Origin of the sequence: Streptomyces hygroscopicus (assembly GCF_026168105.1) — a bacterium.
Taxonomy (GTDB): Bacteria; Actinomycetota; Actinomycetes; order Streptomycetales; family Streptomycetaceae; genus Streptomyces; species Streptomyces hygroscopicus_D.
This window is the reverse complement of record NZ_LBMW01000054.1, coordinates 23315-50110: the sequence shown is the minus strand read 5'-3', so window position 1 is coordinate 50110 and position 26796 is coordinate 23315. Positions and strand designations below refer to the sequence as shown.

Annotated in this window: 28 protein-coding genes and 1 pseudogene; 12 read left to right on the top strand and 17 right to left on the bottom strand. The window is 68.9% G+C overall.

Annotated elements, in window-relative coordinates:
* Window positions 1-506, bottom strand: a 506-nt coding sequence (locus AAW14_RS33570; RefSeq protein WP_416223416.1) for a MarR family transcriptional regulator, incomplete at its 3' end; no start/stop codon positions are given.
* Window positions 507-561: 55 nt separating this feature from the next.
* Here AAW14_RS33570 and AAW14_RS33565 point away from each other — a divergent pair.
* Together AAW14_RS33565 and AAW14_RS33560 are read left to right on the top strand one after the other, a co-directional pair.
* Window positions 562-1647 (top strand): Gfo/Idh/MocA family oxidoreductase, encoded by a 1086-nt coding sequence (locus AAW14_RS33565; RefSeq protein ID WP_265568211.1) that lies wholly within the window; start codon window positions 562-564, stop codon window positions 1645-1647.
* Entirely contained in the window at window positions 1644-2114 is a 471-nt protein-coding gene (locus AAW14_RS33560) for a heme-degrading domain-containing protein (protein ID WP_265568210.1), read from the top strand. The genes AAW14_RS33565 and AAW14_RS33560 overlap by 4 nt, the downstream gene beginning before the upstream one ends.
* 82 nt (window positions 2115-2196) lie before the next feature.
* Here AAW14_RS33560 and AAW14_RS33555 read toward each other — a convergent pair whose 3' ends face one another.
* The 5 genes from AAW14_RS33555 to AAW14_RS33535 form a co-directional block, all read right to left on the bottom strand.
* Entirely contained in the window at window positions 2197-3054 is an 858-nt protein-coding gene (locus AAW14_RS33555; RefSeq protein WP_265568209.1) for a fumarylacetoacetate hydrolase family protein, read from the bottom strand.
* Between the two features lie 152 nt (window positions 3055-3206).
* Window positions 3207-3917: a YidC/Oxa1 family membrane protein insertase gene (locus tag AAW14_RS33550; protein WP_265568216.1), complete on the bottom strand. Its 711-nt coding sequence runs from the start codon at window positions 3915-3917 to the stop codon at window positions 3207-3209.
* Between the two features lie 254 nt (window positions 3918-4171).
* The gene (locus AAW14_RS33545) at window positions 4172-4483 is read right to left on the bottom strand and encodes a DUF6412 domain-containing protein (protein ID WP_265568215.1); all 312 of its coding nucleotides are present in this window, start codon (window positions 4481-4483) and stop codon (window positions 4172-4174) included.
* Window positions 4484-4591: 108 nt separating this feature from the next.
* Window positions 4592-5125: a winged helix-turn-helix transcriptional regulator gene (locus tag AAW14_RS33540; protein WP_265568208.1), complete on the bottom strand. Its 534-nt coding sequence runs from the start codon at window positions 5123-5125 to the stop codon at window positions 4592-4594.
* Between the two features lie 68 nt (window positions 5126-5193).
* Entirely contained in the window at window positions 5194-5961 is a 768-nt protein-coding gene (locus tag AAW14_RS33535) for a class E sortase (protein WP_265568207.1), read from the bottom strand.
* 369 nt (window positions 5962-6330) lie between these two features.
* Here AAW14_RS33535 and AAW14_RS33530 point away from each other — a divergent pair, with 369 nt between their 5' ends.
* A complete protein-coding gene (locus tag AAW14_RS33530; protein ID WP_265568206.1) occupies window positions 6331-6666 on the top strand; it encodes a helix-turn-helix domain-containing protein in 336 nt (111 codons plus the stop codon).
* 66 nt (window positions 6667-6732) lie between these two features.
* On the opposite strand, the gene AAW14_RS33525 is transcribed toward AAW14_RS33530, so the two are convergent.
* Entirely contained in the window at window positions 6733-7530 is a 798-nt protein-coding gene (locus AAW14_RS33525) for a hypothetical protein (RefSeq protein WP_265568205.1), read from the bottom strand.
* Between the two features lie 514 nt (window positions 7531-8044).
* On the opposite strand from AAW14_RS33525, the gene AAW14_RS33520 reads away from it, so the two are divergent.
* The 4 genes from AAW14_RS33520 (at window position 8045) to AAW14_RS33505 (ending at window position 14121) form a co-directional block, all read left to right on the top strand.
* On the top strand, window positions 8045-9058 hold the full coding sequence (locus AAW14_RS33520) for a hypothetical protein (protein WP_265568204.1): 1014 nt from the start codon (window positions 8045-8047) through the stop codon (window positions 9056-9058).
* Between the two features lie 252 nt (window positions 9059-9310).
* Complete coding sequence (locus tag AAW14_RS33515; protein ID WP_265568203.1) at window positions 9311-12481, top strand: DEAD/DEAH box helicase; 3171 nt, start codon at window positions 9311-9313, stop codon at window positions 12479-12481.
* Between the two features lie 582 nt (window positions 12482-13063).
* Window positions 13064-13912, top strand: a complete 849-nt coding sequence (locus AAW14_RS33510) for a helix-turn-helix domain-containing protein (protein WP_265568202.1) — start codon at window positions 13064-13066, stop codon at window positions 13910-13912.
* Window positions 13913-13944: 32 nt separating this feature from the next.
* On the top strand, window positions 13945-14121 hold the full coding sequence (locus AAW14_RS33505; RefSeq protein ID WP_265568214.1) for a DUF397 domain-containing protein: 177 nt from the start codon (window positions 13945-13947) through the stop codon (window positions 14119-14121).
* A gap of 136 nt (window positions 14122-14257) precedes the next feature.
* Here AAW14_RS33505 and AAW14_RS33500 read toward each other — a convergent pair whose 3' ends face one another.
* Window positions 14258-14731 carry a hypothetical protein gene (locus AAW14_RS33500; RefSeq protein WP_265568201.1) on the bottom strand — a complete coding sequence of 158 codons (474 nt, stop codon included), beginning with the start codon at window positions 14729-14731 and terminating at the stop codon, window positions 14258-14260.
* Window positions 14732-14975: 244 nt separating this feature from the next.
* On the opposite strand from AAW14_RS33500, the pseudogene AAW14_RS39915 reads away from it, so the two are divergent.
* Both AAW14_RS39915 and AAW14_RS33490 read left to right on the top strand, forming a co-directional pair.
* Window positions 14976-15101: pseudogene (locus tag AAW14_RS39915) on the top strand (IS701 family transposase); the annotation flags it as partial.
* An 11-nt stretch (window positions 15102-15112) separates the two neighbouring features.
* Complete coding sequence (locus AAW14_RS33490; protein ID WP_265568200.1) at window positions 15113-15655, top strand: ALF repeat-containing protein; 543 nt, start codon at window positions 15113-15115, stop codon at window positions 15653-15655.
* A 38-nt stretch (window positions 15656-15693) separates the two neighbouring features.
* On the opposite strand, the gene AAW14_RS33485 is transcribed toward AAW14_RS33490, so the two are convergent.
* Window positions 15694-16167, bottom strand: a complete 474-nt coding sequence (locus tag AAW14_RS33485) for a carboxymuconolactone decarboxylase family protein (RefSeq protein WP_265568199.1) — start codon at window positions 16165-16167, stop codon at window positions 15694-15696.
* Window positions 16168-16427: 260 nt separating this feature from the next.
* On the opposite strand from AAW14_RS33485, the gene AAW14_RS33480 reads away from it, so the two are divergent.
* Complete coding sequence (locus AAW14_RS33480) at window positions 16428-16730, top strand: hypothetical protein (protein ID WP_265568198.1); 303 nt, start codon at window positions 16428-16430, stop codon at window positions 16728-16730.
* 214 nt (window positions 16731-16944) lie between these two features.
* On the opposite strand, the gene AAW14_RS33475 is transcribed toward AAW14_RS33480, so the two are convergent.
* A complete protein-coding gene (locus AAW14_RS33475; protein ID WP_265568197.1) occupies window positions 16945-17916 on the bottom strand; it encodes a GlxA family transcriptional regulator in 972 nt (323 codons plus the stop codon).
* A gap of 254 nt (window positions 17917-18170) precedes the next feature.
* On the opposite strand from AAW14_RS33475, the gene AAW14_RS33470 reads away from it, so the two are divergent.
* Together AAW14_RS33470 and AAW14_RS33465 are read left to right on the top strand one after the other, a co-directional pair.
* Entirely contained in the window at window positions 18171-18626 is a 456-nt protein-coding gene (locus AAW14_RS33470) for a DUF2269 family protein (protein WP_265568196.1), read from the top strand.
* A gap of 35 nt (window positions 18627-18661) precedes the next feature.
* Window positions 18662-19201, top strand: a complete 540-nt coding sequence (locus AAW14_RS33465; protein WP_265568195.1) for a levansucrase — start codon at window positions 18662-18664, stop codon at window positions 19199-19201.
* Between the two features lie 88 nt (window positions 19202-19289).
* Here AAW14_RS33465 and AAW14_RS33460 read toward each other — a convergent pair whose 3' ends face one another.
* From AAW14_RS33460 to AAW14_RS33430, 7 genes are all read right to left on the bottom strand, one after another.
* A complete protein-coding gene (locus tag AAW14_RS33460) occupies window positions 19290-19745 on the bottom strand; it encodes a hypothetical protein (RefSeq protein WP_265568194.1) in 456 nt (151 codons plus the stop codon).
* 72 nt (window positions 19746-19817) lie between these two features.
* On the bottom strand, window positions 19818-21284 hold the full coding sequence (locus AAW14_RS33455) for an MFS transporter (RefSeq protein ID WP_265568193.1): 1467 nt from the start codon (window positions 21282-21284) through the stop codon (window positions 19818-19820).
* 73 nt (window positions 21285-21357) lie between these two features.
* Window positions 21358-22731, bottom strand: coding sequence for a DUF445 domain-containing protein (locus tag AAW14_RS33450; RefSeq protein WP_265568192.1), 1374 nt, complete (start codon window positions 22729-22731; stop codon window positions 21358-21360).
* Between the two features lie 284 nt (window positions 22732-23015).
* Window positions 23016-23945 carry a DUF1707 SHOCT-like domain-containing protein gene (locus tag AAW14_RS33445; RefSeq protein WP_265568191.1) on the bottom strand — a complete coding sequence of 310 codons (930 nt, stop codon included), beginning with the start codon at window positions 23943-23945 and terminating at the stop codon, window positions 23016-23018.
* Between the two features lie 33 nt (window positions 23946-23978).
* On the bottom strand, window positions 23979-24977 hold the full coding sequence (locus AAW14_RS33440) for an ABC transporter ATP-binding protein (RefSeq protein WP_265568190.1): 999 nt from the start codon (window positions 24975-24977) through the stop codon (window positions 23979-23981).
* Window positions 24978-24984: 7 nt separating this feature from the next.
* A complete protein-coding gene (locus AAW14_RS33435) occupies window positions 24985-25749 on the bottom strand; it encodes an ABC transporter permease (protein WP_265568213.1) in 765 nt (254 codons plus the stop codon).
* An 88-nt stretch (window positions 25750-25837) separates the two neighbouring features.
* Window positions 25838-26638, bottom strand: a complete 801-nt coding sequence (locus tag AAW14_RS33430) for an ABC transporter permease (RefSeq protein WP_265568189.1) — start codon at window positions 26636-26638, stop codon at window positions 25838-25840.
* Window positions 26639-26796: the final 158 nt, after the last annotated feature.

Sequence of the window (26796 nt, the reverse complement as noted above, 5' to 3'; positions counted from 1 at the left end):
GCCCCCGCCACGACCCCGGCCCCGGACTCCGCCCCCACGACCCCGGCCGACAGCCCCGCCACCTCCCGGGCCGCCCCCTCCAGCACGGCGTCGGCGCCTGCGCCCAGGTCCAGTGGGGCCCGCCGCTCCGCGACCACCGTGCCCGCGAGGTCGCACAGCACGGCCCGCAGTTCGTCCCGGTCCAGATGCAGCCCCACCGCGTACCCGGCCCCGGGCACCAGCCGCAGCACGGTCCGCGGCTTGCCGCCAGTGGAGGCGCGGCGGCCAGCCTCCGTGACCAGGCCGTCCGTGCGCAGCCGGGCCGTGATCTTGCTGACGGCCTGCGGGGTGAGCCCGGTCCGCTCCGCCAGCTCCAGCCGGCTGATCCCGCTCTCCCCCGCCGTCCGCAGCAGATCGAGCACGAGCGCCGCGTTGTGACTGCGCAGCGCCAGCAGGTTCACTCCGCCCGCCACGGTCCCCCCGACCCCACGTCTGCCTCCACCGGATCCCGCGTACGTCGTGTTCACACACCCATTCTCCCCCGTGCTTGCACTTTGGCAACAGCGTTGCGAAAGTAGAGGCATGACTGGCACAGCCCCTGGTACCGACACCCCCCTCCGCGTGGCCCTCGTGGGCTACGGCCTCGCGGGCTCCGTCTTCCACGCCCCGCTGATCGCCGCCGCCGAGGGCCTGGTCCTCGACACGGTCGTCACCTCGAACCCGGAGCGGCGGGAGCAGGCCCGCGCCGAGTTCCCCGGCGTACGCTTCGCCGCCACGCCCGACGAGCTGTGGCCCCGCGCCGACGAGCTGGACCTGATCGTCATCGCGTCCCCGAACAAGACGCACGTTCCGCTCGCGACCACCGCCCTCAAGGCGGGCCTGCCGGTCGTGGTCGACAAGCCGATCGCGGGCACGGCGGCCGAGGCGCGCAGCCTGGCGGCCCTGGCCGAGGAGCGCGGCCTGCTGCTCTCCGTCTTCCAGAACCGCCGCTGGGACAACGACTTCCTCACGCTCCGCAAGCTGCTGGCCGAGGGCGAACTCGGCGACACCTGGCGGTTCGAGTCCCGTTTCGAGCGCTGGCGCCCGCAGCCCAAGGGCGGCTGGCGCGAGTCCGGCGACCCGGAAGAGATCGGAGGTCTGCTGTACGACCTCGGCAGCCATCTCGTCGACCAGGCGCTGGTCCTCTTCGGTCCCGCCGCCTCCGTGTACGCCGAGTCGGACATCCGCCGCCCGGGTGCGCAGACGGACGACGACACGTTCATCGCGCTCACGCACACCAGCGGCGTCCGTTCCCATCTCCATGCCTCCGCGACGGCGGCCCAACTCGGCCCGCGCTTCCGCGTCCTGGGCTCCCGGGCGGGTTACGTCAAGTACGGCCTGGACCCGCAGGAGGCGGCGCTGCGCGCGGGCGAGCGCCCCGGCCGCGGCTGGGGCACCGAACCCGAGCCCCTGTGGGGTCGCGTGGGCGCCGGCGAGTCCCCGCTGACCGGCGGCGGCCACCCCGTGCCGACCCTCCGGGGCGACTACCCGGCGTACTACGCGGCGATCGCGAAGGCCCTGCGGGAGGGTGGCCCCAACCCGGTCACCGCGCACGAGGCGGCCGCGGCTCTGGACGTCCTCGAGGCGGCCCGGCGCTCGGCCCGCGAGGGTGTGGCGGTGGCACTGTGACGACGGCACGGGACATCGCGGAACTCGAGGCGCAGGAACACCGTCTGACGCTGCATCATTTCACCTACGACGACGCGTGGGCCCTCGGGACGCTGCTGGTGGAGCTGGCGCGGGCCCGCAAGGCCCCGGTCGCGATCGACATCCGCCGCGGCGGCCAGCAGCTCTTCCACGCGGCGCTGCCCGGTTCGACGCCGGACAACGACGCCTGGATCGACCGCAAGCGCCGCGTCGTCGAGCGCTACGGCTGCTCCTCCCTGCTGGTCGGCTCCCGCTTCCGCGCCAAGGGCACGACGTTCGAGGAGTCCTCCCGCCTCGACCCCGATGTGTACGCGGCCCACGGCGGCGCCTTCCCGGTCACGGTCGAGGGCGCTGGCGTGATCGGCACGGTGGTGGTCTCGGGCCTGCCGCAGGTGGAGGACCACGCGCTGGTGGTGGAGGCGCTGGAGAGGTTCAAAGGCCAAGAGTGAGGGGCGCCCCATAGGGGCGCGGGGAACCGCGCGACCAACCACGAACAACCCGCAGCCGCCAACTCGCGCAGTTCCCCATCCCTCAGGCGTCTTTCAGCTCCTGCCGCTGCCGCCCGAGCCCCTCGATCTCCAGCTCCACCACGTCCCCGGCCCGCAGGAACGGCTTCGGCTCGGGCCGCCCGAGCGCAACCCCCGCCGGTGTGCCGGTGTTGATGACGTCACCCGGATACAGGGTCATGAACTGGCTGACGTACCGCACCACTTCGGCGACCGGGAAGATCTGCTCGGCGGTGGTCCCGTCCTGCTTCAGCTCCCCGTTGACCCACAGCTTCAGCGAAAGGCTCTGCGGATCCGGCACCTCGTCCGCCGTCACCAGCCACGGCCCCAGCGGATTGAAGGTCTCGCAGTTCTTCCCCTTGTCCCAGGTCCCGCCCCGCTCGATCTGGAACTCGCGCTCGGAGACGTCGTGCGCCACCGCGTACCCGGCCACATGCGCGAGCGCCTCCTCCCGCGACTCCAGATAGCGGGCCGTACGGCCGACGACGACCGCCAGTTCGACCTCCCAGTCGGTCTTGGTGGACCCGCGCGGCACGAGCACGGTGTCGTGGGGTCCGACCACCGTGTCCGCCGCCTTGAAGAAGATCACCGGCTCGGCGGGCGCTTCGGCGCCGGTCTCGCGGGCGTGGTCGTGGTAGTTCAGGCCGATGCAGACGACCTTGCCGATACCGGCGACCGGCGGTCCGATGCGCAGCCCGGTGGCGTCCAGCTGCGGCAGCTCTCCCGAGTCTGCGGCAGCACGGATACGGCCGAGCGCCGCGTCGTCGGCGAGCAGCGGTCCGTCGATGTCCGCGACGAGACCCGACAGGTCCCGCAGGGTCCCCTCGGCGTCGAGCAGCGCGGGCCGCTCCGCCCCCGCCGTACCGACTCGCAGCAGCTTCATGATCACAATCTCCCTCGATCGTGGGCAGCCCGGCCGACTGGTGCGCCGGAGTGCGGCCCTGGGCGCAGCCATCGGAGGACTGGTCGATCCTCCAAGGTCGGTGTCCAGTCCGCAATACCCCGTTCACGGACTGGACCGCCACCGCCCCGCGCTCAGCGGTACAGCACCGCCCGCTCGACCGCGCTCCAGGTCGCACTGGTGATCACATACAGCCCGGCGGCCAACGGCACCACCGCCACGGTGACGAGGGTGAAGAAGGACAGGAAGGGCATCGCCTTGCTGACCGCGCCGAGACCGGGCACCTGCTCGCCGTCACCGACCGGAACCGGACCGTCGGCCATCGTCTGCTTCGTACGCCGGAAGTTGAAGACGGCGACGGCCGCGACGAGCGCGAACAGCGCGAGGTAGACGAGCCCCGCCGGCCCGAGAGGGCCGCCGTGGCCGAGCGCGTCGGCCCACCGGCCGCCGAGCGGCGCGGCCAACAGCGTATGCGTGAGCAGGTCGTTGCTCTCGCCGCCGATCGTCGTGCTCGAGAACAGGTGGTAGAGGAGGAAGAAGGCCGGCGCCTGGAGGAGGCTGGGCAGGCAGCCGGACAGCGGGGAGACCTGTTCCTCGGCGTGCAGTTCGAGGACGGCCTTCTGCAGCTTCTCCGGGTTCTTCGCATGCTTCTTGTGCAGCTCGGCGATCCTCGGCTGGAGCTTGGCGCGCGCCTGCTGTCCGCGCGCCGCGGCCCGGGACAGGGGGTGGACCAGAAGTCGTACGAGCGCGGTGAACAGGACGATCGAGGCAGCGGCCGCGGAGGCGTGGAAGAACGGCTGGAGCAGATCGGCCAGCCGCTCGACCAGCCCTGCGAACACGGACATGAATGCGGACATGAGGGTCGACATGAAGGTCGACATGAATGAGCCCTCCGGGGTGCCGTCGTACCGGGTGAAGGAAGTCGTGCCGGGGTTCAGGAAGGGATGAGGGGTTTCGGCATGACGACCCGCGCGGGGCAGACGTACGGCGGGGAGATCCGCATGCGACGGTGGGAAGTACTCGCAACGGTCAGACGTACGTACGACGGAGAGACGTACCCGCCACGGCGGTTCGCAGCGGCGTACGAGGAAGAGATGCCCTACGCGATGATCGCCGGAAGGGCGCGCCCAGGTGCCCGCGGTCGCCTGCGGCCCGGGGCATCGGGGTCCCGTTGCGGCAGGAACGCGGTACGTCGCTCGCGGTCCCGCATGGCCGTGCGCACGCTGGTCGGCGGCACGGCGGGCACGCTGCGCGCGGCGATCGACGCACAGACGGCGAGGGCGGAGCCGACCGCGGCGGTCGCGGCGAGGGCGACGGCGGCGGGCAGGCTCCCGGCGTCGAGGACGGCGATCCCGAGGAGAAGGATCAGCAGCAGCGCGGTGGGACGCAGGTTCGCGCAGGTCCGGATCACCAACTGCCCTCCCCCCGTGCAACTGCCCTTGTGGAGCACTGCCGTTCCCTACGGTTCCCTAACGGTCCCTGCCGTTATACAGGAACACGGAACACCGTGCGGCAGCGGTCACGCGGGATCCGTCTCGATCGGCTGCAGCAGCCTCTTCGGTTTGAGCAGAGCCCGGCTGACCGGGTCGGCCGGGGCCGGGTCGAGTCCGGGTCCCGGCACCATTTCGACGTCCGGGACGGGCACGACGGTCCCACAGGCGGGGCACTCGTCGTACGGCCCGAGTTCCAGCTCCGTGCCGCACGTCGCGTGCCTGAAGGCCCGCAGCTGTGTCTCGGTGAAGTGCTCGCGGCCCCACAGCCCGAGCGCCCGCAGGGTCGGCCACAGGGCGATGCCTCGGTCGGTGAGAACGTACTCGTCCCGCGGCGGGGAATCCTGGTAGCGGCGCTTCTCCAGGATCCCCTCGGCGGTGAGGGTCTGGAGGCGGGCGGCGAGGACGGCACGCGGAATCCCGAGGTGCACCAGGAAGTCGTTGTAGCGCCGTACGCCGTACAACGCGTCGCGCACGACGAGGAGCGTCCAGCGCTCGCCCACGACCTCCAGCGCGCGAGCGATCGAGCACTCCTGCCTCGCGTAGTCCTTGCCGAGAGCCATGGGCCCCACTGTAGCGAGTTCCCACCCCCTTGATTCAGTGACCGAACTGACATTCGCATGGCCCGAGGTCACCGGGGCCGAGCCGAGGAGAGCGTGCCCCACACCACGAGCCGGTACCGGGAGGTGAACTCGGGGGTGCAGGTGGTGAGGGTGAGGTAGTAGCCGGGACGGTCGTACCCGTAGGACGGCTTGACGTCGCTGCGCGGCACGGCGGCGATGACGCCCCCGTCCCCGGCCGAGGTCTCGGGAAGCACCTGCCCGACGACGTATGTGTATACGGCGGCCCCGGTCTCGACGACGACGGCGTCCCCCCGACGGAGGCGGTCGAGATACCGGAACGGCTCCCCATGGGTGTTGCGATGCCCGGCGAGCGCGAAGTTGCCCGCCTGCCCGGCCTGGGCGGTGCCCGGGTAGTGACCGACATACCCCTTGTTGAGCACACCGGCCTTGCTGATGCCTTCGGCGACGGGGGCACGCAGGGAGAGCCGGGGGATGACGAGGACGGCGTAGGCCTGGGAGGGGGCGGGGCGGACGGAGCCGACGGCGACGGCCTGCCGCCGGGGGCTCTGGCCGGTACCACCGGCAGCCGGCGAAACGGCGCCCCCGACGGCCGGCGATCCCGTGGTCGCCCCGGACCCACCCCACTCCCGCTCCAACGCCTGCACCTTCCGCTCGGCCCCCTGCCGGGCCTGACGGTTGGTCCACCACAGCTGGTGCACGACGAGCAACAGCAGCACGGCCCCGACGGTGACGAGCAGTTCCCCGCCACTTCGGAGCATTCGACGGCACAGGGCCCGGCGCCGCCGGTTGACGTGGTGGACGACGGGAGCCCGCATGCGTACGCCTCCTCGGCCGGAGCCGCCCGTACGATAGGCGGCGCCCCTTCAACTCACCAGCCCCGTGCTCGAGTAGCCGACGAAACGGGTCTCTGCCGACGACGGGAGTCCTGACGTTCGAGTGTCAGGACGGGGACGACGGACCGCCCGAGCGGAGCCACCGCATACCCCCGTTGGGGTGACGTTGAATCAGTCACGGATCGACTGCCGCGCGAAGCTCATATCGCAGGTCACGGGCACACTGACGGAGCGATGCGCGCCGTAACGCCGAGAGATTTTGCGGCAACTCAGTGTTTAGCTAGACCTAAAGGTGGCATCCTTGATGCAGCAGCAACGCCCGCTGCAGTTCCTTGAGTTGGGGGTCATATCATGAGCTTCTTCGCTCGCAGCGAGAGCAGTGCCGAGTTAGCCGGTGCGCAGTTGGCGCGTCAGGCAACGGCTTCTCTCGCAGGCTTGTTGGCGGGGCTGGGAAAGACACGTTCGGACCTTGCCAAGGCCATGGGAGTCAGCCCCGGCAGGGTCAGCCAGATCATGTCGGGTGACGCAAATCTGACGGTGCGTACTCTGGCTGCGGCAGCGGAAGCGCTGGGGGCCGACGTTGAGATCAGGTTTTCTCCCCGCCGCCCGGACACCGCAGGGGGGCACACTGTGAGCAGTGGGGACTCATCGTCTTTGCGTGGAAGCAGCATCGCGACGCATCGTTGACCGTGTCCCGGCTGCCGGACTGGTCTGGGAACCGGCGGGCGTGCAGGTCGGGCCGGGTTGCCGCCGCTAACGAAGGTCGCGGCGGAGGCTGAACCGTCGCCGTTGCTGCGGCAGTGCCGCACTGTGGAAGGCGTCGCTGGACAGTGCCTTGGCGCGCAGTGCCTCAAGCTCGGTCTGTTCTGTCCGGCGGCCGTGCACGTAGGCATACAGCAACAGATCTCCGCAGCGGTTGCGGGCTTCGCCGAAAGCACTGCGGCACTGAAAGACCTCTTCGTCGGTCGGCTCCCGCATCCAGGCGATGTGGACCTCGCGGCGGGCCTCATCGGTCGTCGTCTGCACCTCAAGGGCATTGATCATGGCCTTGTCGGCGGCGTCGAACAGGTTGGTGATCGTTTTGACGGCCGTGGGATGCCGGTCCGTCACGTAGTTCTTGAGTTCGTGCACGAACACACGCAGCTGCGTTGACTTCTCGAAGCCGTCCAAGAACCGGTCGCACCAGCTGAGAGCATCGAGCTGCATGCGGTACTCGAGTCGTTCCCTGAACCAGGCAATGCCGAGTGTCATGAACTTGACGTAGGGCTGGGTCGTATCGTCCTGCCTCTTGCGAGGCATGGTCGTGACACCGGTGGCCAGGCCCGCGGCGCTCGGAGGCAGTTTGGCCAGGTGCGGCAGCGCCAACCCGGCAGCGATGCCGACTGCGCCCGTCAGAGCGAGAACCGCGAGTGTCAGGGCGGCGGACCTCCAGCTGCCCAGCAGTCGGCCCTTCCCAACGGAGTGGCGGACCAAGCCGACCCACGCAAGGCCGGCGCTGAAGGCAGCCGGTAACGCGTAACCGGCGAGCCAGCCGTGGTGATACCAGGTCATGAACGGCCCCAAGTCGTGCATGGACAGGTAGGACCGTCGCAAGCGAGCAGAGGTGAGGCGGGCTCCCCCTCGGCATGTGTGCGCCCAGCCCTCTCGCTGCAGGCCTGCAGCGAGAGGGCTGCCGCGAGTACCGCAGATGATGTCACCTGCCGTCGCCCCGCGGCATTACTTTGAGCAACAAGCAGCCACTGACTGCGGCGATCCAGCCATACTTGTGCTTCGCCACCGCCTCGCCACGGCCTCGCCACGGTCGAGCAGTTCTCGCCAGGCGCCTGGGAAACGTCGGCGCCGCTGATCACCCGGTCGGCTCGGCCGGCACCGACGTCGGAGTCCAACGCCGGAAGCACTGCCCACCTGAGCGTCGCGACCCGGTCTGGGCGCGGCGCGAGCCGCCATGCGGCGCCCGGGACCGGGCACCGCGCCCCGGCCGGGCAGGACCCGGGAAGGGAACCCTTCGCCGCTCTGGCCTGCGAATCTCTCTCCTTTGTCGCTGCGCGGCAGTACGGTGTCCCCCATGCGCCCCGACACGCCTGCCGAGAACGTCGATCACAACGCCGAAGCAGCACGCCTGGAGCGGACTGCCGGTCTGTACCCCGAGGACGCGGAGCACCTGCTGTTGCAGGCCGCGGCCCACCGGGAACTGGCCGGCGACCGCCCGGGCGCGACCGCGCTGTACGACCGCCTGCTGTCCTCCCCCGAGCCGCTGGACAACCCCCACCTCGTACGAGCCCTGAAGGCGTCCAACCTGTGGGAGTACGACCACGAGGCGGAGGCGCGGGCGATCATCGACGGAGTCCGCGCGGCCTCCCCCCGGCAGGCGGCGCCCTGGGTGATCGTCGCGGAGTCCCTGGAGTCGCACGACGAGCTGGAGGCGGCGGAGGCGACGTTCACGGAGGGGCTGCGGCTCCTGCTCGGCGACGCCCCGGAACCCTCGCAGTCCATGCACCCGCTCCTGTACGGCCGCCACCGGGTCCGCCGCATGCTGGGCGCGGCACACGACGAGTGGGACGCCCTCGCGGACGCCCTGCACTCCTCCCCGGTCTCCCTGGACGAGCTCCACGACCCGAAGCGGATCTGGTCCCTCGGCTCGGACAACCCGGCGGAACTGGAGGCGGAGATCAGCCGCCTGCGGGCAGAGCTGGGCGCGTACCGGGAGGCGCTGTCGCGCCCGTTCCCGGTGGCGATCCTCCACTGGCCCTCGGCCGAGCTGCAGGAACTGGTGTCGGCGTACCCGTCGCTGGCCGGCGAGTACCCGTCCCACGACGAGCACCTGGCGACCATAGAGGACTCCCTGCGGGAGCTCGCGGCCTCCGGCACGCCGAACCTGGGCATCGTGACGGGCACGGTCCCGTCGTACGAGGCGTTCGCGGCATCGGAGGGCACGTCCCCGACGGACATGACGCTCCTGCCCCAGTACGCGACGACTCTTGCGGCTCGGGGCCGCGCTGTGACCTGGCCACCGGAGACTGGGGCGGGGTGCTGGTGCGGGTCGGGGCGGGCGTACGCGGGGTGTCACGGGGCCGAGTAGTCGATCAGCCCTTATCCCACACCGCGCCCGGGCAGCGACCCCAGCCCTACTTCTCGCTGGGGTCAGTCCTACCCAGCCACCACTCGCGGTGCCAGCGAATGTAGTCCAAGTGGATCTTGTGCTTCCCGTGCCTCTTGAGCTTCGACCGGATATTCCCGCCCAAGGTGGACCCTGGTCCAGTCAAGCTCCCACGGCGTGTCAGTGCTCCCTGTTACAACTGTTGTTGCCGCACAAGCGATCAGGGGGGCGCGCGTGACGCAGCCAGGGGATCTGTCACAGCCTGTCGCAGGCGTGTACGAGAAGCTCATCACTCACCGCCTGCAGACACAGATGAGGCTGTTGAACGCGGCTGGTTGGAAGGCCATCGACGCGGAGGTAAGCGAAGAGTCCACCCCGCACGTGCTGGCTCTTCACATCGGCGAGGCTGTGAGGCTCCGGCTGAGTCAACTACCCCACGACCAGCAGGTGGCAGTCGCCAACCAGCTCATACGATCGCTGGCCGCCAGCGCTCCCGACGCAGATCTCGACCAGATGGTCAGCGCCGTCGCCGACGGTCCTCGGCAGTTGCTCGCACTCGCCGAGCAGGAAGCGGCCGGCGTCTACGCGATTCGGCCCCTTACGCCGCTATCCGAGGCCGCGTTGATCACCAACGCCCCGGACGACCCCAACCTGGGGACGGAGTTGAGGGCGGAGCTTGCCACGGCAGACCGCATTGACCTGCTGTGCGCGTTCGTAAAGTGGCACGGGCTGCGAATCATAGAGCAGTCATTGAGAGCGGCCCACGAGCGTGGCGTGCACATACGCGTCATCACAACCACGTATGTCGGCGCGACCGAGCGGCGGGCCCTGGACAGGCTGGTACACGAGTTCAACGCCCAAGTGAAGGTCAACTACGAGACGCGGTCCACGCGGCTGCACGCCAAGGCCTGGCTGTTCCGCCGTAACAGTGGTTACGACACGGCGTACGTCGGCAGCTCCAACCTCTCCAAGGCTGCGCTACTGGACGGGCTGGAGTGGAACGTTCGGCTGTCGTCCGTCGCTACGCCCAACGTCCTACGAAAGTTCGACGCCACCTTCGAGGCGTACTGGAGCGACCCGTCCTTCGAGACGTACGACCCTGTGACCGACGGAAGCCGTCTCCAGGAAGCGCTGGCAGTTGCGGCAGGCACCTCTTCGAAAGCAGGAATGGACCGCAGAATCACGCTGTCCGGCCTTGAGGTACGCCCCTATCCACACCAACGCGACATGCTGGAGCGGCTAGAGGTCGAACGTACGGTCCATGACCGGCATCGAAATCTGCTCGTTGCGGCTACAGGCACCGGCAAGACCGTCATGGCAGCGCTCGACTACAAGCAACTACGCAAGAAGCACGGTCGTGACCTACGGCTGTTGTTCGTCGCCCACCGCAAAGAAATCCTGCAGCAGTCGCTCCGCACTTACCAAGACGTCCTGGTCGATGCGAACTTCGGCGAACACCTGCACAGCGGAGAGATCCCTGAACGCTGGACACACGTCTTCGCGAGTGTGCAGTCGCTGAACGCGCGCGCCTTGGATCGTCTTACTCCTGATCACTTCGACGTGATCGTGATCGATGAGTTCCACCACGGCACGTCGCCAACGTATCGGAAGGTCCTCGATCATTTCCAACCGATGGAGTTGCTGGGGCTGACCGCAACGCCCGAGCGCATGGACGGCAAGAACATTCAGGACGAGTTCTTCGACGGCCGGATTGCTGCGGAGATGCGCCTGTGGGAGGCCTTGGAGAATGACCTCCTGAGCCCGTTCCATTACTTCGGCATCAGCGACAACACCGACCTGAGCGCGGTCGAGTGGAAGCGAGGTGATTACGACGCGAGCGCTCTGAGCAACGTTCTGACCGGCAATGATGCGCGAGCACGTCTGGTCGTTAAGGCAGTAGAGGAGAAGATTGCCGAGCCTGGCACCATGCGAGCACTGGGCTTTTGCGTATCGGTCGCGCACGCGCACTTCATGGCGGAGTACTTTCGGGCCGCCGGTATCGATGCGGTGGCGCTGTCAGGAGGGACTCCTGACAAGGGACGCAAGAAAGCACTCGACGACCTCGCATCCGGGGCACTACAGGTGATCTTCTCTGTCGACCTCTTCAACGAAGGCCTTGACATCCCCGACGTAGATACCCTACTCCTGCTCCGCCCCACCTCCAGCGCAACCGTCTTCCTTCAGCAACTCGGCCGTGGGCTGCGACACAGCGAGAACAAATCTGTCTTGACCGTACTGGACTTCATCGGCCAGCACCGCAAGGAGTTTCGTTTCGAGAACCAGTTCCGGGCCCTCACTAATTTGACTCGCAAGCGACTCCTGGACAACATCGAGCGCGACTTCCCGCAACTTCCCTCGGGCTGCCAGATCATCTTGGAGGAGAAGGCAAAGAAAACGATCATCGCGAACATCAAGGACCAGATCGGCGTCAATGTCACGGCTTTGGCGCGTGAGGTAGCCGAGTATGCCGAACCCAAGTTGAGCAGTTATCTCCACGAGAGCGGGCGTGAGCTCAAGGAGCTCTACCGGGGCAACGGGAACTCATGGACAGGCCTGCTCCGGCGCTCCGGTCTACTGAAAGGTCAGGCACCGGAGGGAGAGGCCGCGCTCCTCAAGAGGGTTTCCGCCTTCCTCCACGTGGACGATCCGCTGCGGGTTGCCGCGTACACACGGATGTTGGAGGACAACGCCCCGCCTTACGGCGCACTCGACGAGCAGCAGCAGGCCTATGCTCGCATGCTCTTCTTTCAGCTCTGGCCCTTGGGAGGCATCACTCGCAAGGACTTCGCAGACTACGACGCGGGCTTCGCGGCGCTTCGCAACCAGCACGCAGTACGTAGTGAGCTCAGGCAGGTGCTGGAGTACAACCTCGCCCACACCGAGCACATGCCCGTTCCCCTCCTCGGGATAGGCGGCCCCATCGACGTTCCACTGACCATCCACGCCTCATACAGCCGTGAGGAGATACTCCCCGCGCTCGGCCAGTCATACATCGGTGGCTTTATGCCTGGCGACTTCCGCGAGGGCGTGAAGTGGTGCGAGTCGATTAAGACTGACGCGTTGCTCATCACCTTGGAAAAAGACGAGAAGGACTTCTCTCCGCAGACTCGCTACCACGACTACGCACTCAGCGAGACCCTCTTCCACTGGGAGTGCCAGAACCAAACGTCGGAGACCTCCGCCACCGGCCTCCGCTACCAGCGTCATGCCGACGAAGGCAGTCATGTCCTGCTCTTCGTACGCCGCTACAAGAGCACCGACATCGGCGGCCCCCAGCCATGGATGCTGCTCGGCCCCGCCGACTACGTCGAGCACAGGGGGAGCAAGCCGATGGCCATCACCTGGCGGCTGAAGCACGAAATCCCGGCAGACGTGTGGGCGTACTCGGCCATCGCCGCTGGATGACGGCTCACCCACAGCTTCCCGAGCCGCCGACTTCGGCATCGAAGCGCATCTGGGCCCGGTCAAGTACTTCATCGGCGTCCAGCCCATGGGCTCGCAACCAGTGGAGGAGGTCGGCGATGACAAGGATCGCCGCCTCCTCAGAGGTGACGGCTCTCAGACTCCTGGAGCCGGACGAGGTCAGATGCTCCCTGCGGTACAGGTCGAGCAGTTCTTCGGCCCGCGTGACCCTAACTTGATCTTTAACATCCGGTGTCGAATGGTGCGTCGAACTTGATCACTCGGTCTGGTATCCGCCGTACGTGCGGCCACCTCCTCAGGCTCAGCCGTAAAAGCCAGGTCCCACGGCCTTCGGGACATGCACGCTTCCTGCGTCACTGGGGCCCCTCTCGTTGCACGATTCGACACGGGATGACCAGAGCGTTACAAGTGCTCACCCTCAGTGCCACCGCTGCACAGAATGACGTCAGCGCATCCCGTCGTGCAATGTGCAGGAAGGGATTCCCACTTCCGAGTGATTGGCAAGCGCACCCCTTGGCGCAAGACTGAACGCCCTGTACCTGACGGATGGTTGAGAGGGTTGAGATGGCCGGTTCACCGACGGCACGCCGCCGCCGGCTGTCGATCGAGCTCAAGAAGCTTCGGGAAAAGAGCGCACTCACCTGTGCTCAGGTCGGCGAGGCCCTCGACTGGAGCGGTTCCAAGGTCAACCGGATGGAAACGGGCAGTGGCAGGGTTCAACCCTCCGACATCGATGCCCTGTGCCGGTTCTACGGCACCAGCGGCGAACTGCGTGAGTTCCTGAAGTCACTGGCTCGGCAGGCAAAGACCCGAGGTTGGTGGCAAGTCCATGGTGCCGGTGTGCCCGAGTGGTTCAACATCTACATCGGTCTTGAGCAGGACGCCTCGGCACTGCGCCAGTACCAGTGCGAGTTGGTTCCCGGCCTCATGCAGACGCCCGCGTACGCGACTGAACTCCATAAGGCAGGCGCACATATGTCTCCCGAGGACATCGATCGCGCTGTACGTGTACGCATGGAACGCCAGACGATGCTGACCCAGTTGTCACCTCCGGATGCCTGGTTCGTCGTGAACGAGGGCGCCCTGCGCAACGTCATCGGAGATCGAGCACTGATGCGGGAGCAAGTCGAACGTGTAATGGAGTCGGCGGAGTTGCCCAGCGTGACCTTGCAGGTCCTGCCCTTCGACTCCGGCACCTATCCGGCCACGGGCTCTTTCACCATGCTCGGCTTCCCCGATCAGGGAGATCCGGACATCGTGTACCGGGACGGCATCACGGATGCCATCTACTTGGAGGGCGAGCACCATGTTCGTGAATACACAAGGGCGTTCGACGGCCTGCGAGCCGCAGCCCTGAGCCCTCAACGCTCCGGTCAGCTGATCAAGTCCATCCTGAAGGAATACGCGAATTGAACGTCGCAGAGATCCAGGGCATCGACCATCCGATGTGGTTCACGTCGTCGTACAGCAATGGTGCGGGTGGTGAATGCGTCGAATGTGCGGCCACGAGCGAAGGCACGCTCATACGCGACTCCAAGAACGTGAGAGGTCCCGTCGTCTCGGTTCCACTCCGTGCTTGGCGTCGCTTTGTAGATGCGTTGAGTCGGGGCGACCTGACTTAGTACCCAGCCGTAGATCGTGATCACGGATGCGGAGGCTGCCGTCCTGCCGCACCGAAGGTTGAGTGATCTCACCGAAGGCTGAGTGCGGGCGGTCTCGTCTCACAGGAGCTTCAGTGAGGCCCGGCCCCACAAGAGGTCATGTAAGGGCCAGGCTCGCGCGAGCTGCGATCATGAAGGCATTCTTCTGCTCTTCGAGGTGCTCGTTGACCTCCATGCCACCGATCTCCCGCCAGACCGCCTGGTTGAGCGCTCGCCCGTAAGCACGAGCGGGAGCCTCCAGGGCTGGGTCGCAGAGCAGGACGACACCGCGATCCGCAGTCCAAAGCTTGGTCATCACTGTTTGTGTGCGGGTCATCCAGCCGTCCTCGTCGTCACCCCAGGGTTCCGGGCGACTGTAGGCGGCCCGCTCGGCGTCCTGGGCGCACACAAGGAACTCCTTGATCGCCTGCACCTGCTCGGCCCGGCGCATCTCGGCGGTCGCCGCCGACTGTCGCCGTTCCTCGGCCCGATCAGCCGACCGCTGGGCAGCGCGCTGTGTGAACGCCGTCAGCGCACCGCCGAGCGCAACACCTGCGAGCGAGAAAGTCGATGCCCACAGTTCCCCCGCCATGCCAGCTCTCCCCTTACGACAAGTCCTTGCCCATCGGCGTGCACATCGCCTCGTATCGGCGGATCGAACCGTCCCCGCGGGCGCTCGCTACCGGGTCGCGGGGGTCGACTACTGGTTCCGGTGGCGTCCGAGCAGGTGAGGCCGCCGTTGATCATTCGGTGTTGTGTGGACAACCAATGATCATGCAGCAGCCTCGGGCGCCAGCGTAGCGCTTACCCGTTGGCAGGACACATTCGAGGGACTCATGGGCCGGATAGCCGGCCGGTTCTCCCGGGTCGAACCCGGACGCCGGGTGCGGCAGTTGGTTCTCGGGATGCTGTCGGACCTGCCGCGCAAGAACTGCTGGACCATCGCCGAGCACACCGGTGACGCTATGAGCGGGTGCTGGCGTCCAAGCTGGTCAATGACGGCGGTCCGGAGGTGCAGGCGGCCGCGAAGATCGCCCTGACCGGACCCGCGGACCAGCTGCACGAGTTCCTCGAGGTCGGCCAGTACATGGCCGACCGCAAGGACAAGCTCGCCCAGGCCCACACCGCGCAGATGCAGCGGCTGCTCGACGAAGCCGACGGCATCGCCGCCTCGGCGCGCAAGGACAGCTGGCTGGCCGCCAAGGCCGCCGCGACCGCCAAGAACGCGAAGGACGAAGCGAACAAGGCGGCTGCCGAGGCACAGAAGAGCACCGACCAGGCAGGCAAGTACGCCGCGGACGCGAAAAAGTCGGCCGCCCAGGCACAGACAAGCGCCGACCAGGCAGCGGACTCCGCGAAGACCGCCCGCAGCGCAGCCGACCGAGCCGACCAGAACGCCGCCAACGCCGACGAGTCCCGGAGTCACAGGACCGCGGCCGGTGACAGGCCGGAAAAGGTCGGTGCACTCCGGCGAGTTGGTGATGTGCGAGTACGGAGGCGGGTTCCGCTCCCCTGAGGGGGTCGGCACCCGCCTGCGGGCCTTCCTGCTTGTGGTCAGCCGAACTGGCCCGGCTGGTAGTCGCCGGCCGGCTGCTGGATGATCACGTTCATGCGGTTGTAGGTGTTGATGAGGGCGATCAGGCCCACCAAGGCGGTGAGTTGGTCCTCGTCGTAGTGCTTGGCGGCGTTCGCCCAGGCCTCGTCGGTGACACCGCCGGCCGCGTCGGCGATGCGCGTGCCCTGCTCGGTCAGCTCCAGGGCGGCCCGCTCGGCGTCGGTGAAGACCTTGGCCTCCCGCCAGGCCGCGATCAGGTTGAGGCGGACCGAGGTCTCCCCGGCGTGGGCCGCGTCCTTGGTGTGCATGTCGGTGCAGAAGCCGCAGCCGTTGATCTGGCTGGCGCGGATCTTCACCAGTTCCTGTGTCGCGGCCGGCAGCGTCGAGTCCGCGACGACTTTGCCCGCCGAGTTGATGTGCTTCACGAGCTTGGCCGCGAGGGGGTTGCCGTAGAGGTTGAGACGGGCGTCCATGGTGATCTCCTTGCCGTGTCGACGGTTACACAGCACTGACGGATCGGCACGGCGAGATGTGACATGCGGCCGTGCCGGTCGAGTGTGACGTGCGTCTCTTGGTGTCAGCAGGGCCGTGCGGCCTTCGCGGGGCTGGCACAGCGCCCGGCGCGGGGCGAGGGGCCCGGCGCGGAGTTAGCCTCGTTTCGCCGCAATGGCGAGGACACGCACCGGCTTCGCCGCACAAGGCGAGGACACGCACCAACGGGAGGCAGACAGCGATGGCGAAGGTTCCTACGGCACTGGTGGCCGCAAGCGGGCTCGTCGGCGGGTACGGAGTCGCCCGCTGGAGCAAGAGGCGGCAGCTCGGTGGGGCCGTACTGGCCGTCGCCGGGGCCGCGGCGGCCCGGCAGTGGCGGCGGCAGGCCGGTGGCGCGGCGGCGGGGGCACTGAGCGCGGCATATGTCGCCGCCTTCGCCGGGTCGCATCCGCTGGCCAAGAAGGTGGGCGCCTGGCCCGCCGTGTTCGGGGTGGCCGGGGCGGTCGCGCTCGCCTCCTGGGCCGTCGCCGACCGGCGCGGCTAAGGGCTGTCCCGTAATCCCCGGTGGATCGGCGCGCGGCGTCGGATGCGGTGCATCACAAGGCGGAGGGTCGTCCCCATACTGGGCGTATTCGGTCGATCCGACAACGCAGCGAGGTGCCGTAGCTGTCGTCGTGCGCCCGCCGGGGATTACGGGGCAGCCCTTGGGGTCCGGCAAGGACGAGGCCGCCGCCTCCCGCGGACCGGAGTGCGGCTCGCTACGAAGCCGCCGTCCCGGAAGGCACCCGTACGCCCTGAAACGCCCGCCGGTACGCGTACGGGCTGGTGCCGACCACCCGCTTGAAGCGGTCCCGGAACGCCGTGGGAGAGCCGAAGCCGGCCTGGGCCGCGATGCGCTCGACGGGGTACGTCGTCGTCTCGAGGAGGTACTGGGCGCGCCGGATCCGCGCCCGGTGCAGCCACTGCAACGGCGTCGTGCCGGTCTGTTCGCGGAAGCGGCGGTTCAGGGTGCGGGTGCTCATGCCCGCACGGGCCGCGATGTCGTCCAGGGTCAGATCTCGGCCCATGTACTCCTCCAGCCAGCTCAGCAAGGGTTCCAGGGTGGCCCCGGCGGGGGCCGGCGGCCGGGCGTGGACGATGAACTGGGCCTGGCCGCCCTCCCGTTCGAGCGGCATCACCGACAGCCGGGCCGCGTCCGCCGCGACCGCCGAGCCGTGGTCCTTGCGGATCATGTGCAGACACAGGTCGAGCGCGGCGGCGGCGCCCGCCGAAGTGAGGAACTGGCCCTCGTCCACGTACAGCACGTCCGGGTCGACCGTGACCTTCGGGTGGCGCTCGGCCAGCATTGCCGCCGCCGCCCAGTGGGTCGTGGCCCGCTGTCCGTCGAGCAGGCCCGTCGCCGCGAACACGAACGCTCCCACGCACACGGACGCGATGCGCGTCCCGTTCGCCGCGGCCGCGCGCAGGGCCTCGGACACGCCCTCCGGCAGCGGCAGCATCGGGTCCGCCGTGCCCGGCAGGATGATCGTGTCCGCCTCCGCGAGCGCGTCGAGGCCGTACGGCGCCCGGATCCGGAACGCGCCGGCGTCCACCTCCTCCGTCGGCGCGCAGATGTGCACCCGGTAGGCGGGCCGGCCGTCCGGCAGGCGGGTGCGCAAGAAGACCTCGATCGGGGCCGAGAGGTCGAAGGGGATCACCTGGTCGAGCGCCAGAACGGCCACGGTGTGCATGGCGAGAGCGTAGGGGTACACCGGGTTACGGCCAAGTCGGGCCGGCGGACGTCGTGGTGGGAGATCCTGGGGTCCTGGACGACGCCGCCGTCATCCTGGCGAAGACTCCTGAGCGGCAGGCCGTGGCAAGGCCGTGGCAAGGCTGTCGCGGGAACTTGAGGCAGGAACGGTGGCAGGAAACAGGGGCGGGAATCCGCTGGGTACTGGCAATTTCGCCACTTTCCCGAGATCCGCACGGTCCCTAGCGTCGGCCCGTGACCAAGTTCCTTCTCGCCGTCCACGTCCTCGCCGCGATCATCGCCATCGGACCCGTCACCGTCGCCGCGAGCATGTTCCCGCGCACCGCACGCAAGGCGGTCGCCCAGCCGGAGGAGAGTCGACACACCCTTGCGCTCCTGCACCGCATCCGCCGGGTGTACGCCGTGGTGGGCGTCGTGGTCCCGGTGTTCGGGTTCGCCACCGCGAAGAACATGGGTGTCCTCGGTGACACCTGGCTGATCGTGTCGATCGTGCTGACGACGGTCGCCTCGGCGGTACTCGCCGCCCTGGTGCTGCCCCGGCAGGAGACGATCCTGGAGGGCGTCGAAGCGGGCGAGGTGAACGAGCGGGCGACCGTGCGGCTCGCCATGGTGACCGGGATCTTCAACCTTCTGTGGGCGGCCGTGACCATCCTGATGATCGTGCGCCCGGGCTCCACCACGGGGGCCTGACGGGCCGGAGACATGCGGGGCCTAGGATCGCGCACATGTACGGACAGGCATATGGGCAGCAGTCGGCGGGGTACGGGCAGCAGCAGTCGGCGTCCGCGGCCTATCTCGCCGCGCTCCAGAGCCGGCTGACGGCCGACGGCTGCAGCACCCGGTGGGAGGACTGGGGCGGGACCCAGGTGCTGGTCGGGCGGCGGTCCGACTTCCGGATGCGCTGGATGGCCACGAACCTGCATCTGTTCACGGTGGCCGCGGCGGTCCCCGTGATCACGGCGGGGACCATCGAGAGTTTCACCGACAGCGTCCTGAAGTATGCCCGGGACACCAAGAGCGGACTGCCCGTGGGCCTGCAGACCGGCGTCGGCGCCTTCCCCGTGCTGGTCGGCGAGAGTGTCGAACCGGCCGCCGTGCACTGGGCGGAGGCTCAGCAGCGCACCAGGTTCGCCTGCATGGCCCGGCCCGTCGTGGTCGACAGCACCCACCAGTACGTGGGCATGTACCGCGGCAAGCCCGCCCTCGGCCGCGTCTACGCGTCCCACTTCATCGAGAAGGGGACGCGGTACTTCTACGGCGCCTGACCCCGTCACGCCGGTGCCCGAGCCCGTACACCGGCACTCGGGCCCGTCGGTCCTTCCGAATCACAGCGGCCGTCTCACAGCGGCCGTCTCACAGCGGATTCGAGAGCGTCAGGTCCTCCTTCGCCCACTGCCCCCGGAACGCCCGCGCCACACCCGCCGTGACATACACCCCGCCCGCGATCAGCAGGGTGAAGAAGCCCCAGGCCAGGGGCCACAGCGAGGCGTCCTGTTCCGGGTGGGTGCGGAAGGAGACGTGCATCAGCGCGGCCGGGGGCACCGCCACCAGCAGCAGGGGCCAGCCCAGCCCGTCCCAGTGGCCGAAGTAGGCCGCGAGGAGCAGCAGGGCCACCGTGAGGAGGACGACCCCGGTGACCGTCACGGGGGTCGTCTCCTCGGTGGCCCCGGGGGCCGTCGGCCGGTTGCGCAGGTCCCACGGCAGGCACAGGAGATACGCCCCGGCCGCGAGCAGGGCGCCGAGCAGGCGGATCAGCCAGCGTGCGGTCAGGGAGCGCGTTCGCATGGGGCGGAGCAGCTTCTCGGTCATGTGTACGAGGGTTCCCGCGGGGCGGCGGCGCGGACAGAGTACGGATACTCAGATCGCCCCGGAGGGTGATCGCTAAGGTGCCGCCTCCAGCGCCGTCGCCGTCAGCGGCCTGGCGATGTCCTCCAGCGGCCGCCGTTCCGCCCGGACCGCCAGCAGCGCCGCGACCAGCCCGGCAGCGCACATCAGGGAGGCGCCGATCTGGAAGGCGAGGACGGTGTCACCGACCCGGCCGGTGTTGGTGAGATCCGCGAACAGGAGCGGGCCGCTGACGCCGCCGGCCGCTGTGCCGATGGCGTAGAAGAAGGCGATGGACATGGCCCGCGTCTCCATCGGGAACACCTCGGAGACGGTCAGGTACGCGCTGGAGGCGCCCGCCGAGGCGAAGAACAGCACCACGCACCAGCAGGCGGTCAGTGTGCCCGCGCTCAGCGAACCGCGGCCGAACAGCCAGGCCGTGACGAACAGCAGCACACCCGAGAGCAGATACGTCGACGAGATCATGACCCGGCGGCCGACCGTGTCGAAGAGCTTGCCGAGCAGCAGCGGGCCGAGGAAGTTGCCGACGGCGATGACGGCGAAGTAGTAGCCGGTGTGGTCGGCGGGGATGTTGAAGAACTTGGTCAGGATCGCGCCGAAGCCGAAGGTGATCGCGTTGTAGAGGAACGCCTGGCCGATGAAGAGGGAGAGGCCGAGGACGGCGCGCTTGCGGTACTTGTGGAAGATCGTGCGGGCGATGGTGCCGAAGCCGATGCTCTCGCGCTGATGGATGGTGATCTCGCCCTGAGGGGCCGGAAGCGGCTCACCCTTCTCCGCCTCGACCCGCCGCTCGATCCCGGAAACCACCTGTTCCGCTTCCTGTTCCCTGCCGTGGATCAGCAGCCAGCGCGGGCTCTCGGGGACGTGCCGTCGCACCAGGAGAATCACCAGGCCGAGGACGACGCCCAGGGCGAAGGTGAGCCGCCAGCCGACGCCCTGCGGCAGGATGTTCGTGTTCAGCGCGATGATCGACAGCAGCGCCCCGCCGACCGCGCCGATCCAGAAGCTGCCGTTGATGATCAGGTCGACGCGACCGCGGTAGCTCGCCGGGATCAGCTCGTCGATCGCGGAGTTGATGGCCGCGTACTCGCCGCCGATACCGAAGCCGGTGAGGAAGCGGAAGAGGAAGAACCACCAGGGCGCGAAGGAGACCGCCGTCAGGGCCGTGGCTCCCAGGTAGACCGCCAGGGTGATCATGAAGAGCTTCTTGCGGCCGTAGCGGTCGGTGAGGCGGCCCCAGAAGAGGGCGCCCGAACAGGCGCCCGCCACATACAGCGCGGCCGCGAGGCCGGTGACCTGCCCGGAGGAGATCGCCAGTCCGCTGCCGGGCTCCGACAGACGGCTCGCGATGCTGCCGACGACCGTGACCTCGAGGCCGTCGAGGATCCATACCGTGCCGAGTCCGATCACGATCATCCAGTGCCAGCGCGACCAGGGCAGACGATCGAGGCGGGCGGGTATCTGTGTGGTGACCGTGCCGGGGGTGGGCGCGGTGACGGACATGGCTGCCTCCTCAGGGGTGCCGGGTGTCCTCACACCCGGCCGCACGGCGCCCGAGTTCCCGCTCGTCCGCCGGTTACGCCCCGAGCGCCCGCGACACGGTGTAGATCAGCAGCCCGGCCAGCGAACCCACCACCGTGCCGTTGATGCGGATGAACTGCAGGTCGCGGCCGATGTGCGCCTCGATCTTCCGCGTGGTGTGCGCGGCGTCCCAGCCGGCCACCGTGTCGGTGATCAGGGAGGTGATCTCCTTGCGGTACGTCGTCACGACGTGCACCGCCGCGCCCTCCACCCACTTGTCGACCTTGGCCTGGGTCCTCGGCTCGGTGGCCATACGGGCGCCCAGCGACAGCAGCGAGCCCCGCACGCGCAGCCTCAGCTCGCTGTGCTCGTCCTCGGCGGCGGACACGATCATGGACCGTACGGCCGTCCAGGCGGAGGCGATCAGGTCCTGGACCTCGCCGCGGCCCAGCACGTCGCCCTTGAGCCGCTCCACGCGCGCGCGGGTGTCGGTGTCGGACTGCAGGTCGGAGGCGAAGTCGACGAGGAACCTGTCCAGGGCGCCGCGCGCCGGGTGCGAGGGCGCGTCGCGCATCTCGGTGACGAAGCGGAGCAGCTCCTTGTAGACGCGCTCGCCGACCTTCTTGTCGACGAAACGGGGGGTCCAGCCGGGGGCGCCGCCCTGGACGGCGGCCATGACCTGGTCGTCGTGCAGCACGAGCCAGTCATGGGCACGGACGCAGATCAGGTCCACGACCCGCCGGTGGCCGCCGTCCGCAACGATCTTCTCCAGCATCTTGCCGAGTCCCGGCGCTATCTCCTGGGCGTCGGCGCGGCGGGTGATGGCCTCGCCGACCACCGCCTGGACGTCCGAGTCGCGCAGCACGGTGAGCGCTCCGCGCAGGGCCGTCGCCAGCTCCGCGGTCACCCGGTCGGCGTGCTCCGGGTCGGCGAGCCAGGCACCCAGGCGTCTGCTGATGCCGACGGCGCGCAGACGCTGCCGTACGACCTCCCGGGAAAGGAAGTTCTCGCCGACGAACTCGCCCAGGGAGACACCGAGCTGGTCCTTCTTGTTGGGGATGATCGCCGTGTGCGGGATGGGCAGGCCCAGCGGGTGCCGGAAGAGCGCGGTGACCGCGAACCAGTCGGCGAGCGCGCCGACCATACCGGCCTCGGCGGCCGCCGCCACATAGCCGGCCCAGGAGCCCGCGCCCGAGTTCTGTGCGCCCTTGGCGAGTGCGTACACCAGCGCCACGAAGAACAGCAGCCCGGTCGCCATGCCCTTCATGCGGCGTACACCCCTGCGCTTCTCCTCGTCGGCGGGGCTGAACGAGGTCATCGCCCGGTTCGTGGCGGCAGCCGAGCTGTCCTGCCCTGTGGCGACCACCGCGTCCGGTTCATCCGATTTCGTGCGTTCCATCCACTCCACCCGTTCGCGTCCCCCGTACACATTGTCCCTTCCTGACCGACTCCTGGAACGGAACGGGAGTTCCCGGCAGCTGTCCGGATAGAGAAGTTCCGGGGCCTTTCAGGGTCTCGTCAGGGTCCTCTCGGGGGTCCTGGCAGGGTTCCTGGCGGGGTCCTGGGAGCGCGAGGCTCCGATGTCGATCCGCCTCATGGCACGCCGTGAGGCGGGCGAGGCGGGCGGAGAACAGGGCCGAAGCGGCACGGCGAAACCCGGTGCGCCGGGCTCGCGAGCCACCGCAGCGCCGGTCAGTGGCCGCAGCGCGCCGGTCAGTAGCCGTTACGGCGCCTGTCGCGCTCCTCGCGGCGCGCCTCACGGCGCTCCCGCTGGATTTCCCGGCGCTCCTCGTACCGCTCACGCCTCAGTTCCCGGTGCGCCTCGAGCATCTCGCGGTGGGACTCGTACTGCTCCTGACGCTCGTCCCGCCCCGACGCGTTCAGCTCCTTGCGCGCGGCCCTGCGGTCCAGCTTCTCCTGGCGCCGCTCCTCCTTCAGCCGCTGCCGCTCGGCCCGGGTCAGCTTGCGCTCGACGCCGACCCCGCCCCAGAACGCAAACCCGTTGACGATCACGCGCGGCGCGCCCGGCTCCCCCGGCACGCCCTCCTCACGGTGGTCGAAACCGCCCATGATCCCGATGCCGCGCACGATCACCTCGACACCGGGCGGCACGATGACGTTCATCCCGCCCATGATCGCGATGCAGTTGATCTCGACCTCGCGGTCCGCGAAGGACGCCTCCCTCAGGTCGATCTCACCGCCGCCCCAGAAGGCGAATGAGTTGAACTGCTTCGGCACCGTCCAGCGCCCCTTGCGCTGGAACCCCGACATCACGGCGACGGCCCACGAGGACGACCCGCCACCGCCGACGATCCGCTCCGCCCAGGCCCCGGTCTCCGCGGGCTCCTTGACCAGCGACACCGCGGGAGCGGTGACGCCCGCAGCCGGCAGGTCCCGGGTGATCGGGGCCAGTTCCCCGTACGTCCGGGCCGTGTAGGTCGCCTCCAGCCGCTCCTCGAACTCCTCCATGTCGAGGCGCCCCTCCGCGAGGGCGTCGCGCAGGACCTCGGCGACCCGTTCACGATCGGCGTCGGAGGCGCGGAGCTCGGGGGTGGGGACAGGGGATTCGGGGGTGGGGGAATCGGAGGCCCGCGGCGTCAGCCGCCGATCGTCGCTTCCCCCGGAGGACACGGCGTCGGTCATGGGCGCCAGCCTACGAGGATCGCGGGCGCGGGGCTACGAGACCGCCCGCTCGGCCTGCCCCGCCTGCCCGGCGTACATCTTCGCGATGACCGCCTCGATGTCCGGCTCCCGCACCGACAGGTCCACCAGCGGATACTCCGCCGCCACACGCGCCACCAGCGGAGCCGCCGACTCCGACGCCGGGAAGGCGAGCCACTGCCGCGACCCCTCGACCCGCACCACGCGCGCGGGCGGCACCTCGATGGGCGGCAGCTCCCGCTCCAGGTCGACCACGAGGGTGCGTTCGCTGTCGCCCACCTCGTGCAGTCCGGCGAGCGGGCCGTCGTACATCAGGCGCCCGTGGTCGATGACCATCACTCGCGAGCACAGCTGCTCGATGTCCTGCAGATCGTGGGTGGTCAGCAGCACCGTCGTGCCGCGCTCGGCGTTCAGCTCCCGTAGGAAGTCCCGCACCTTGGCCTTGGAAATCACATCGAGGCCGATCGTCGGCTCGTCGAGGTACAGCACCTCGGGATCGTGCAGCAGTGCCGCGGCGATGTCACCGCGCATCCGCTGTCCCAGCGACAGTTGCCGCACAGGCACGTCCAACAGGCCGCGCAGCTCGAGGAGTTCGACGCAGCGGTCCAGGTTCTGCCGGTAACGCAGGTCCGGGATGCGGTACATGCGGTGCATCAGCCGGTACGAGTCGATCAGCGGCAGGTCCCACCACAGGGTCGTGCGCTGCCCGAACACCACCCCGATACGCCGGGCCAGCCGCGTCCGCTCCCGGGAGGGGTCGATCCCCGCGACCCGCAACCGGCCGCCGCTCGGCGTCAGGATCCCGGTCAGCATCTTGATCGTGGTCGACTTCCCGGCGCCGTTCGGCCCGATGTAGCCGACCATCTCGCCGCGCGCCACGGTGAAGGAGATCGAGTCGACGGCCCGCACCCGCCGCCGCTCGCTCTTCAGGAACCCGGTCCTCCTACGCACGTCGAAGACCTTCTCGACCCGCTCCAGCTCGATGAAGCCGCCGTCCACCGACGCACCGTCCATGTGCCCCTCAGCTCCCCGTACTCCGGTACGAACGAAGTCCCGTGCGCCAGGCCAGCCCCGCGAGCGCGCAGCACCCCGCCGCCACCAGCGGCGGGGTGAAGGCGACCCACGCCGGCAGGCCGAGCGGATACGGCCGCCCCAGCACATACACCGCGGGCAGCCAGTTGACGAAGGCAAGGGGCAGCACGAAGGTCACCCCGCGCACCAGATCCTTCGCGAAGACGCTCGGCGGGTACTGCAGCAGCGTCTGACCGCCGTAGGTGAAGGAGTTCTGCACCTCGGAGGCGTCCTGCGCGACGAACTGGAAGGCCGCGCCCGCCACGAACACCGCGCAGAAGATCAGGCCGCCGCTGAGCAGCATCAGCGGGATCATCGCCGCCTTCAACGGGGTCCACGCGATGGGCAGCACGGCGAGCGCGTACCCGAGGACACACGCCCCCTGGGTGACCCGGCCGAGCCGGCGCAGCGCGAAGCGGTCCGCGGCGACCTGCGCGAGGACGGGCGCGGGACGCACCAGGAGGGTGTCCAGCGTGCCGTCGCGCACCCGCCGCCCGAGCCGGTCCATGGAGCCGATCGTGAGGTCCGCGAGCCCGAAGGCGGTCGCGGAGAGGCCGTAAAGGAAGGCGACCTCGGGCAGCCGGTACCCGCCGAGCACGTCGACCTGCGAGAACATCAGCAGGATCGCGACGAAGTCCAGGGCCGTGGCCACGAGGTTCGCGAGGGTGCTCATCACGAACGAGGCCCTGTAGGCCATCGTGGAGCGGATCCACATCGCGATGATCAACCGGTAGGCGCGCAGCCCCTCACGGACCCGCCCGTACGACGGTTCCGGCCCCGCGACCGCCTCGTCGGCCGTCGCCTCAGCCACCCACCACCACCACCCGCCGCGTCGCCGCCGACTGGAGCAGCCGTCCCGCGGTCAACAGCGCCGCCGCCCAGAGGAGTTGACGGGCGTACACGGTCAGCGGGTCCGCCGCGCCCAGCAGGATGTCCGCGGGGGCCTGGATCAACGAGGCCCAGGGCAGGGCGCGCACGATCTCGCCGAGTACACCGGGAAAGACATTGAGCGGCAGCAGCATGCCCGAGCAGAACGTCGCCGTGATCCAGGAGACCTGGGCGACGCCGGCCCCGTCCATCAGCCAGAACGCGGTCAGCGCGATCAGGAAGCGGATCGCGAAGCTCACCACCGTGCCGAGCACCACGGCGACCAGGAACGCCAGCCAGGTCCCCGGGCGGGTGGGCAGGGCGAGCGGAAACAGCAGCGCACCGGCCGCCATCGGGATCACGCCCCGCGCCAGCAGCTGGAACAGGGCCCGGCCCAGGTCCCCGGCCAGCCACCACAGTTGCAGGTCGGCGGGCCGGTACAGGTCGATCGCGATGTCGCCCGTACGGATGCGCTCCATCAGCTCGTCCTCGAAGCCGCCGCCCATCACCGAGACCACCACGAGCAGAGCCTGCCCGATCCACACGTACGTCAGCGCCTGCGCCTGGTCGTACCCCCCGAGGTGGGGCCGCTCGTGCCACAGGGCGAGGTACGTGTATGCCAAGATCACCCCGAAGACTGTGTTGGTGAACACACCCGCCGCGGTCGCGGTCCGATAGGTCGCGTACCGCCGGAAACCACCGGCGGCAACGGCGGCATACAACCGCCCTGTCCCCACGGGAAACCCTCCTTCGACGCGTGCCGGGCGAAGCGCAGGAGCCTAGCGCGCGGGCGAAGTGGCGTTCCACACGTTTTCCCTGAACGACACGTCCCTCGTGCCGGGAACGGAACGGAAGGTGCGACAGTCTTCATCAGGGGACGCAGATGGCGTACGAG

What these genes read in the sequence shown, in the direction of transcription:
- AAW14_RS33565 (WP_265568211.1), top strand. Translation starts at nt 562, where the DNA reads ATGACTGGCACAGCCCCTGGTACCGACACCCCCCTCCGCGTGGCCCTC.
- AAW14_RS33555 (WP_265568209.1), bottom strand. Translation starts at nt 3,054, where the DNA reads ATGAAGCTGCTGCGAGTCGGTACGGCGGGGGCGGAGCGGCCCGCGCTG.
- AAW14_RS33550 (WP_265568216.1), bottom strand. Translation starts at nt 3,917, where the DNA reads ATGTCCGTGTTCGCAGGGCTGGTCGAGCGGCTGGCCGATCTGCTCCAG.
- AAW14_RS33540 (WP_265568208.1), bottom strand. Translation starts at nt 5,125, where the DNA reads ATGGCTCTCGGCAAGGACTACGCGAGGCAGGAGTGCTCGATCGCTCGC.
- AAW14_RS33535 (WP_265568207.1), bottom strand. Translation starts at nt 5,961, where the DNA reads ATGCGGGCTCCCGTCGTCCACCACGTCAACCGGCGGCGCCGGGCCCTG.
- AAW14_RS33530 (WP_265568206.1), top strand. Translation starts at nt 6,331, where the DNA reads ATGAGCTTCTTCGCTCGCAGCGAGAGCAGTGCCGAGTTAGCCGGTGCG.
- AAW14_RS33525 (WP_265568205.1), bottom strand. Translation starts at nt 7,530, where the DNA reads ATGACCTGGTATCACCACGGCTGGCTCGCCGGTTACGCGTTACCGGCT.
- AAW14_RS33520 (WP_265568204.1), top strand. Translation starts at nt 8,045, where the DNA reads ATGCGCCCCGACACGCCTGCCGAGAACGTCGATCACAACGCCGAAGCA.
- AAW14_RS33510 (WP_265568202.1), top strand. Translation starts at nt 13,064, where the DNA reads ATGGCCGGTTCACCGACGGCACGCCGCCGCCGGCTGTCGATCGAGCTC.
- AAW14_RS33505 (WP_265568214.1), top strand. Translation starts at nt 13,945, where the DNA reads ATGTGGTTCACGTCGTCGTACAGCAATGGTGCGGGTGGTGAATGCGTC.
- AAW14_RS33500 (WP_265568201.1), bottom strand. Translation starts at nt 14,731, where the DNA reads ATGGCGGGGGAACTGTGGGCATCGACTTTCTCGCTCGCAGGTGTTGCG.
- AAW14_RS33485 (WP_265568199.1), bottom strand. Translation starts at nt 16,167, where the DNA reads ATGGACGCCCGTCTCAACCTCTACGGCAACCCCCTCGCGGCCAAGCTC.
- AAW14_RS33480 (WP_265568198.1), top strand. Translation starts at nt 16,428, where the DNA reads ATGGCGAAGGTTCCTACGGCACTGGTGGCCGCAAGCGGGCTCGTCGGC.
- AAW14_RS33475 (WP_265568197.1), bottom strand. Translation starts at nt 17,916, where the DNA reads ATGCACACCGTGGCCGTTCTGGCGCTCGACCAGGTGATCCCCTTCGAC.
- AAW14_RS33465 (WP_265568195.1), top strand. Translation starts at nt 18,662, where the DNA reads ATGTACGGACAGGCATATGGGCAGCAGTCGGCGGGGTACGGGCAGCAG.
- AAW14_RS33460 (WP_265568194.1), bottom strand. Translation starts at nt 19,745, where the DNA reads ATGACCGAGAAGCTGCTCCGCCCCATGCGAACGCGCTCCCTGACCGCA.
- AAW14_RS33455 (WP_265568193.1), bottom strand. Translation starts at nt 21,284, where the DNA reads ATGTCCGTCACCGCGCCCACCCCCGGCACGGTCACCACACAGATACCC.
- AAW14_RS33445 (WP_265568191.1), bottom strand. Translation starts at nt 23,945, where the DNA reads ATGACCGACGCCGTGTCCTCCGGGGGAAGCGACGATCGGCGGCTGACG.
- AAW14_RS33440 (WP_265568190.1), bottom strand. Translation starts at nt 24,977, where the DNA reads ATGGACGGTGCGTCGGTGGACGGCGGCTTCATCGAGCTGGAGCGGGTC.
- AAW14_RS33435 (WP_265568213.1), bottom strand. Translation starts at nt 25,749, where the DNA reads ATGTGGATCCGCTCCACGATGGCCTACAGGGCCTCGTTCGTGATGAGC.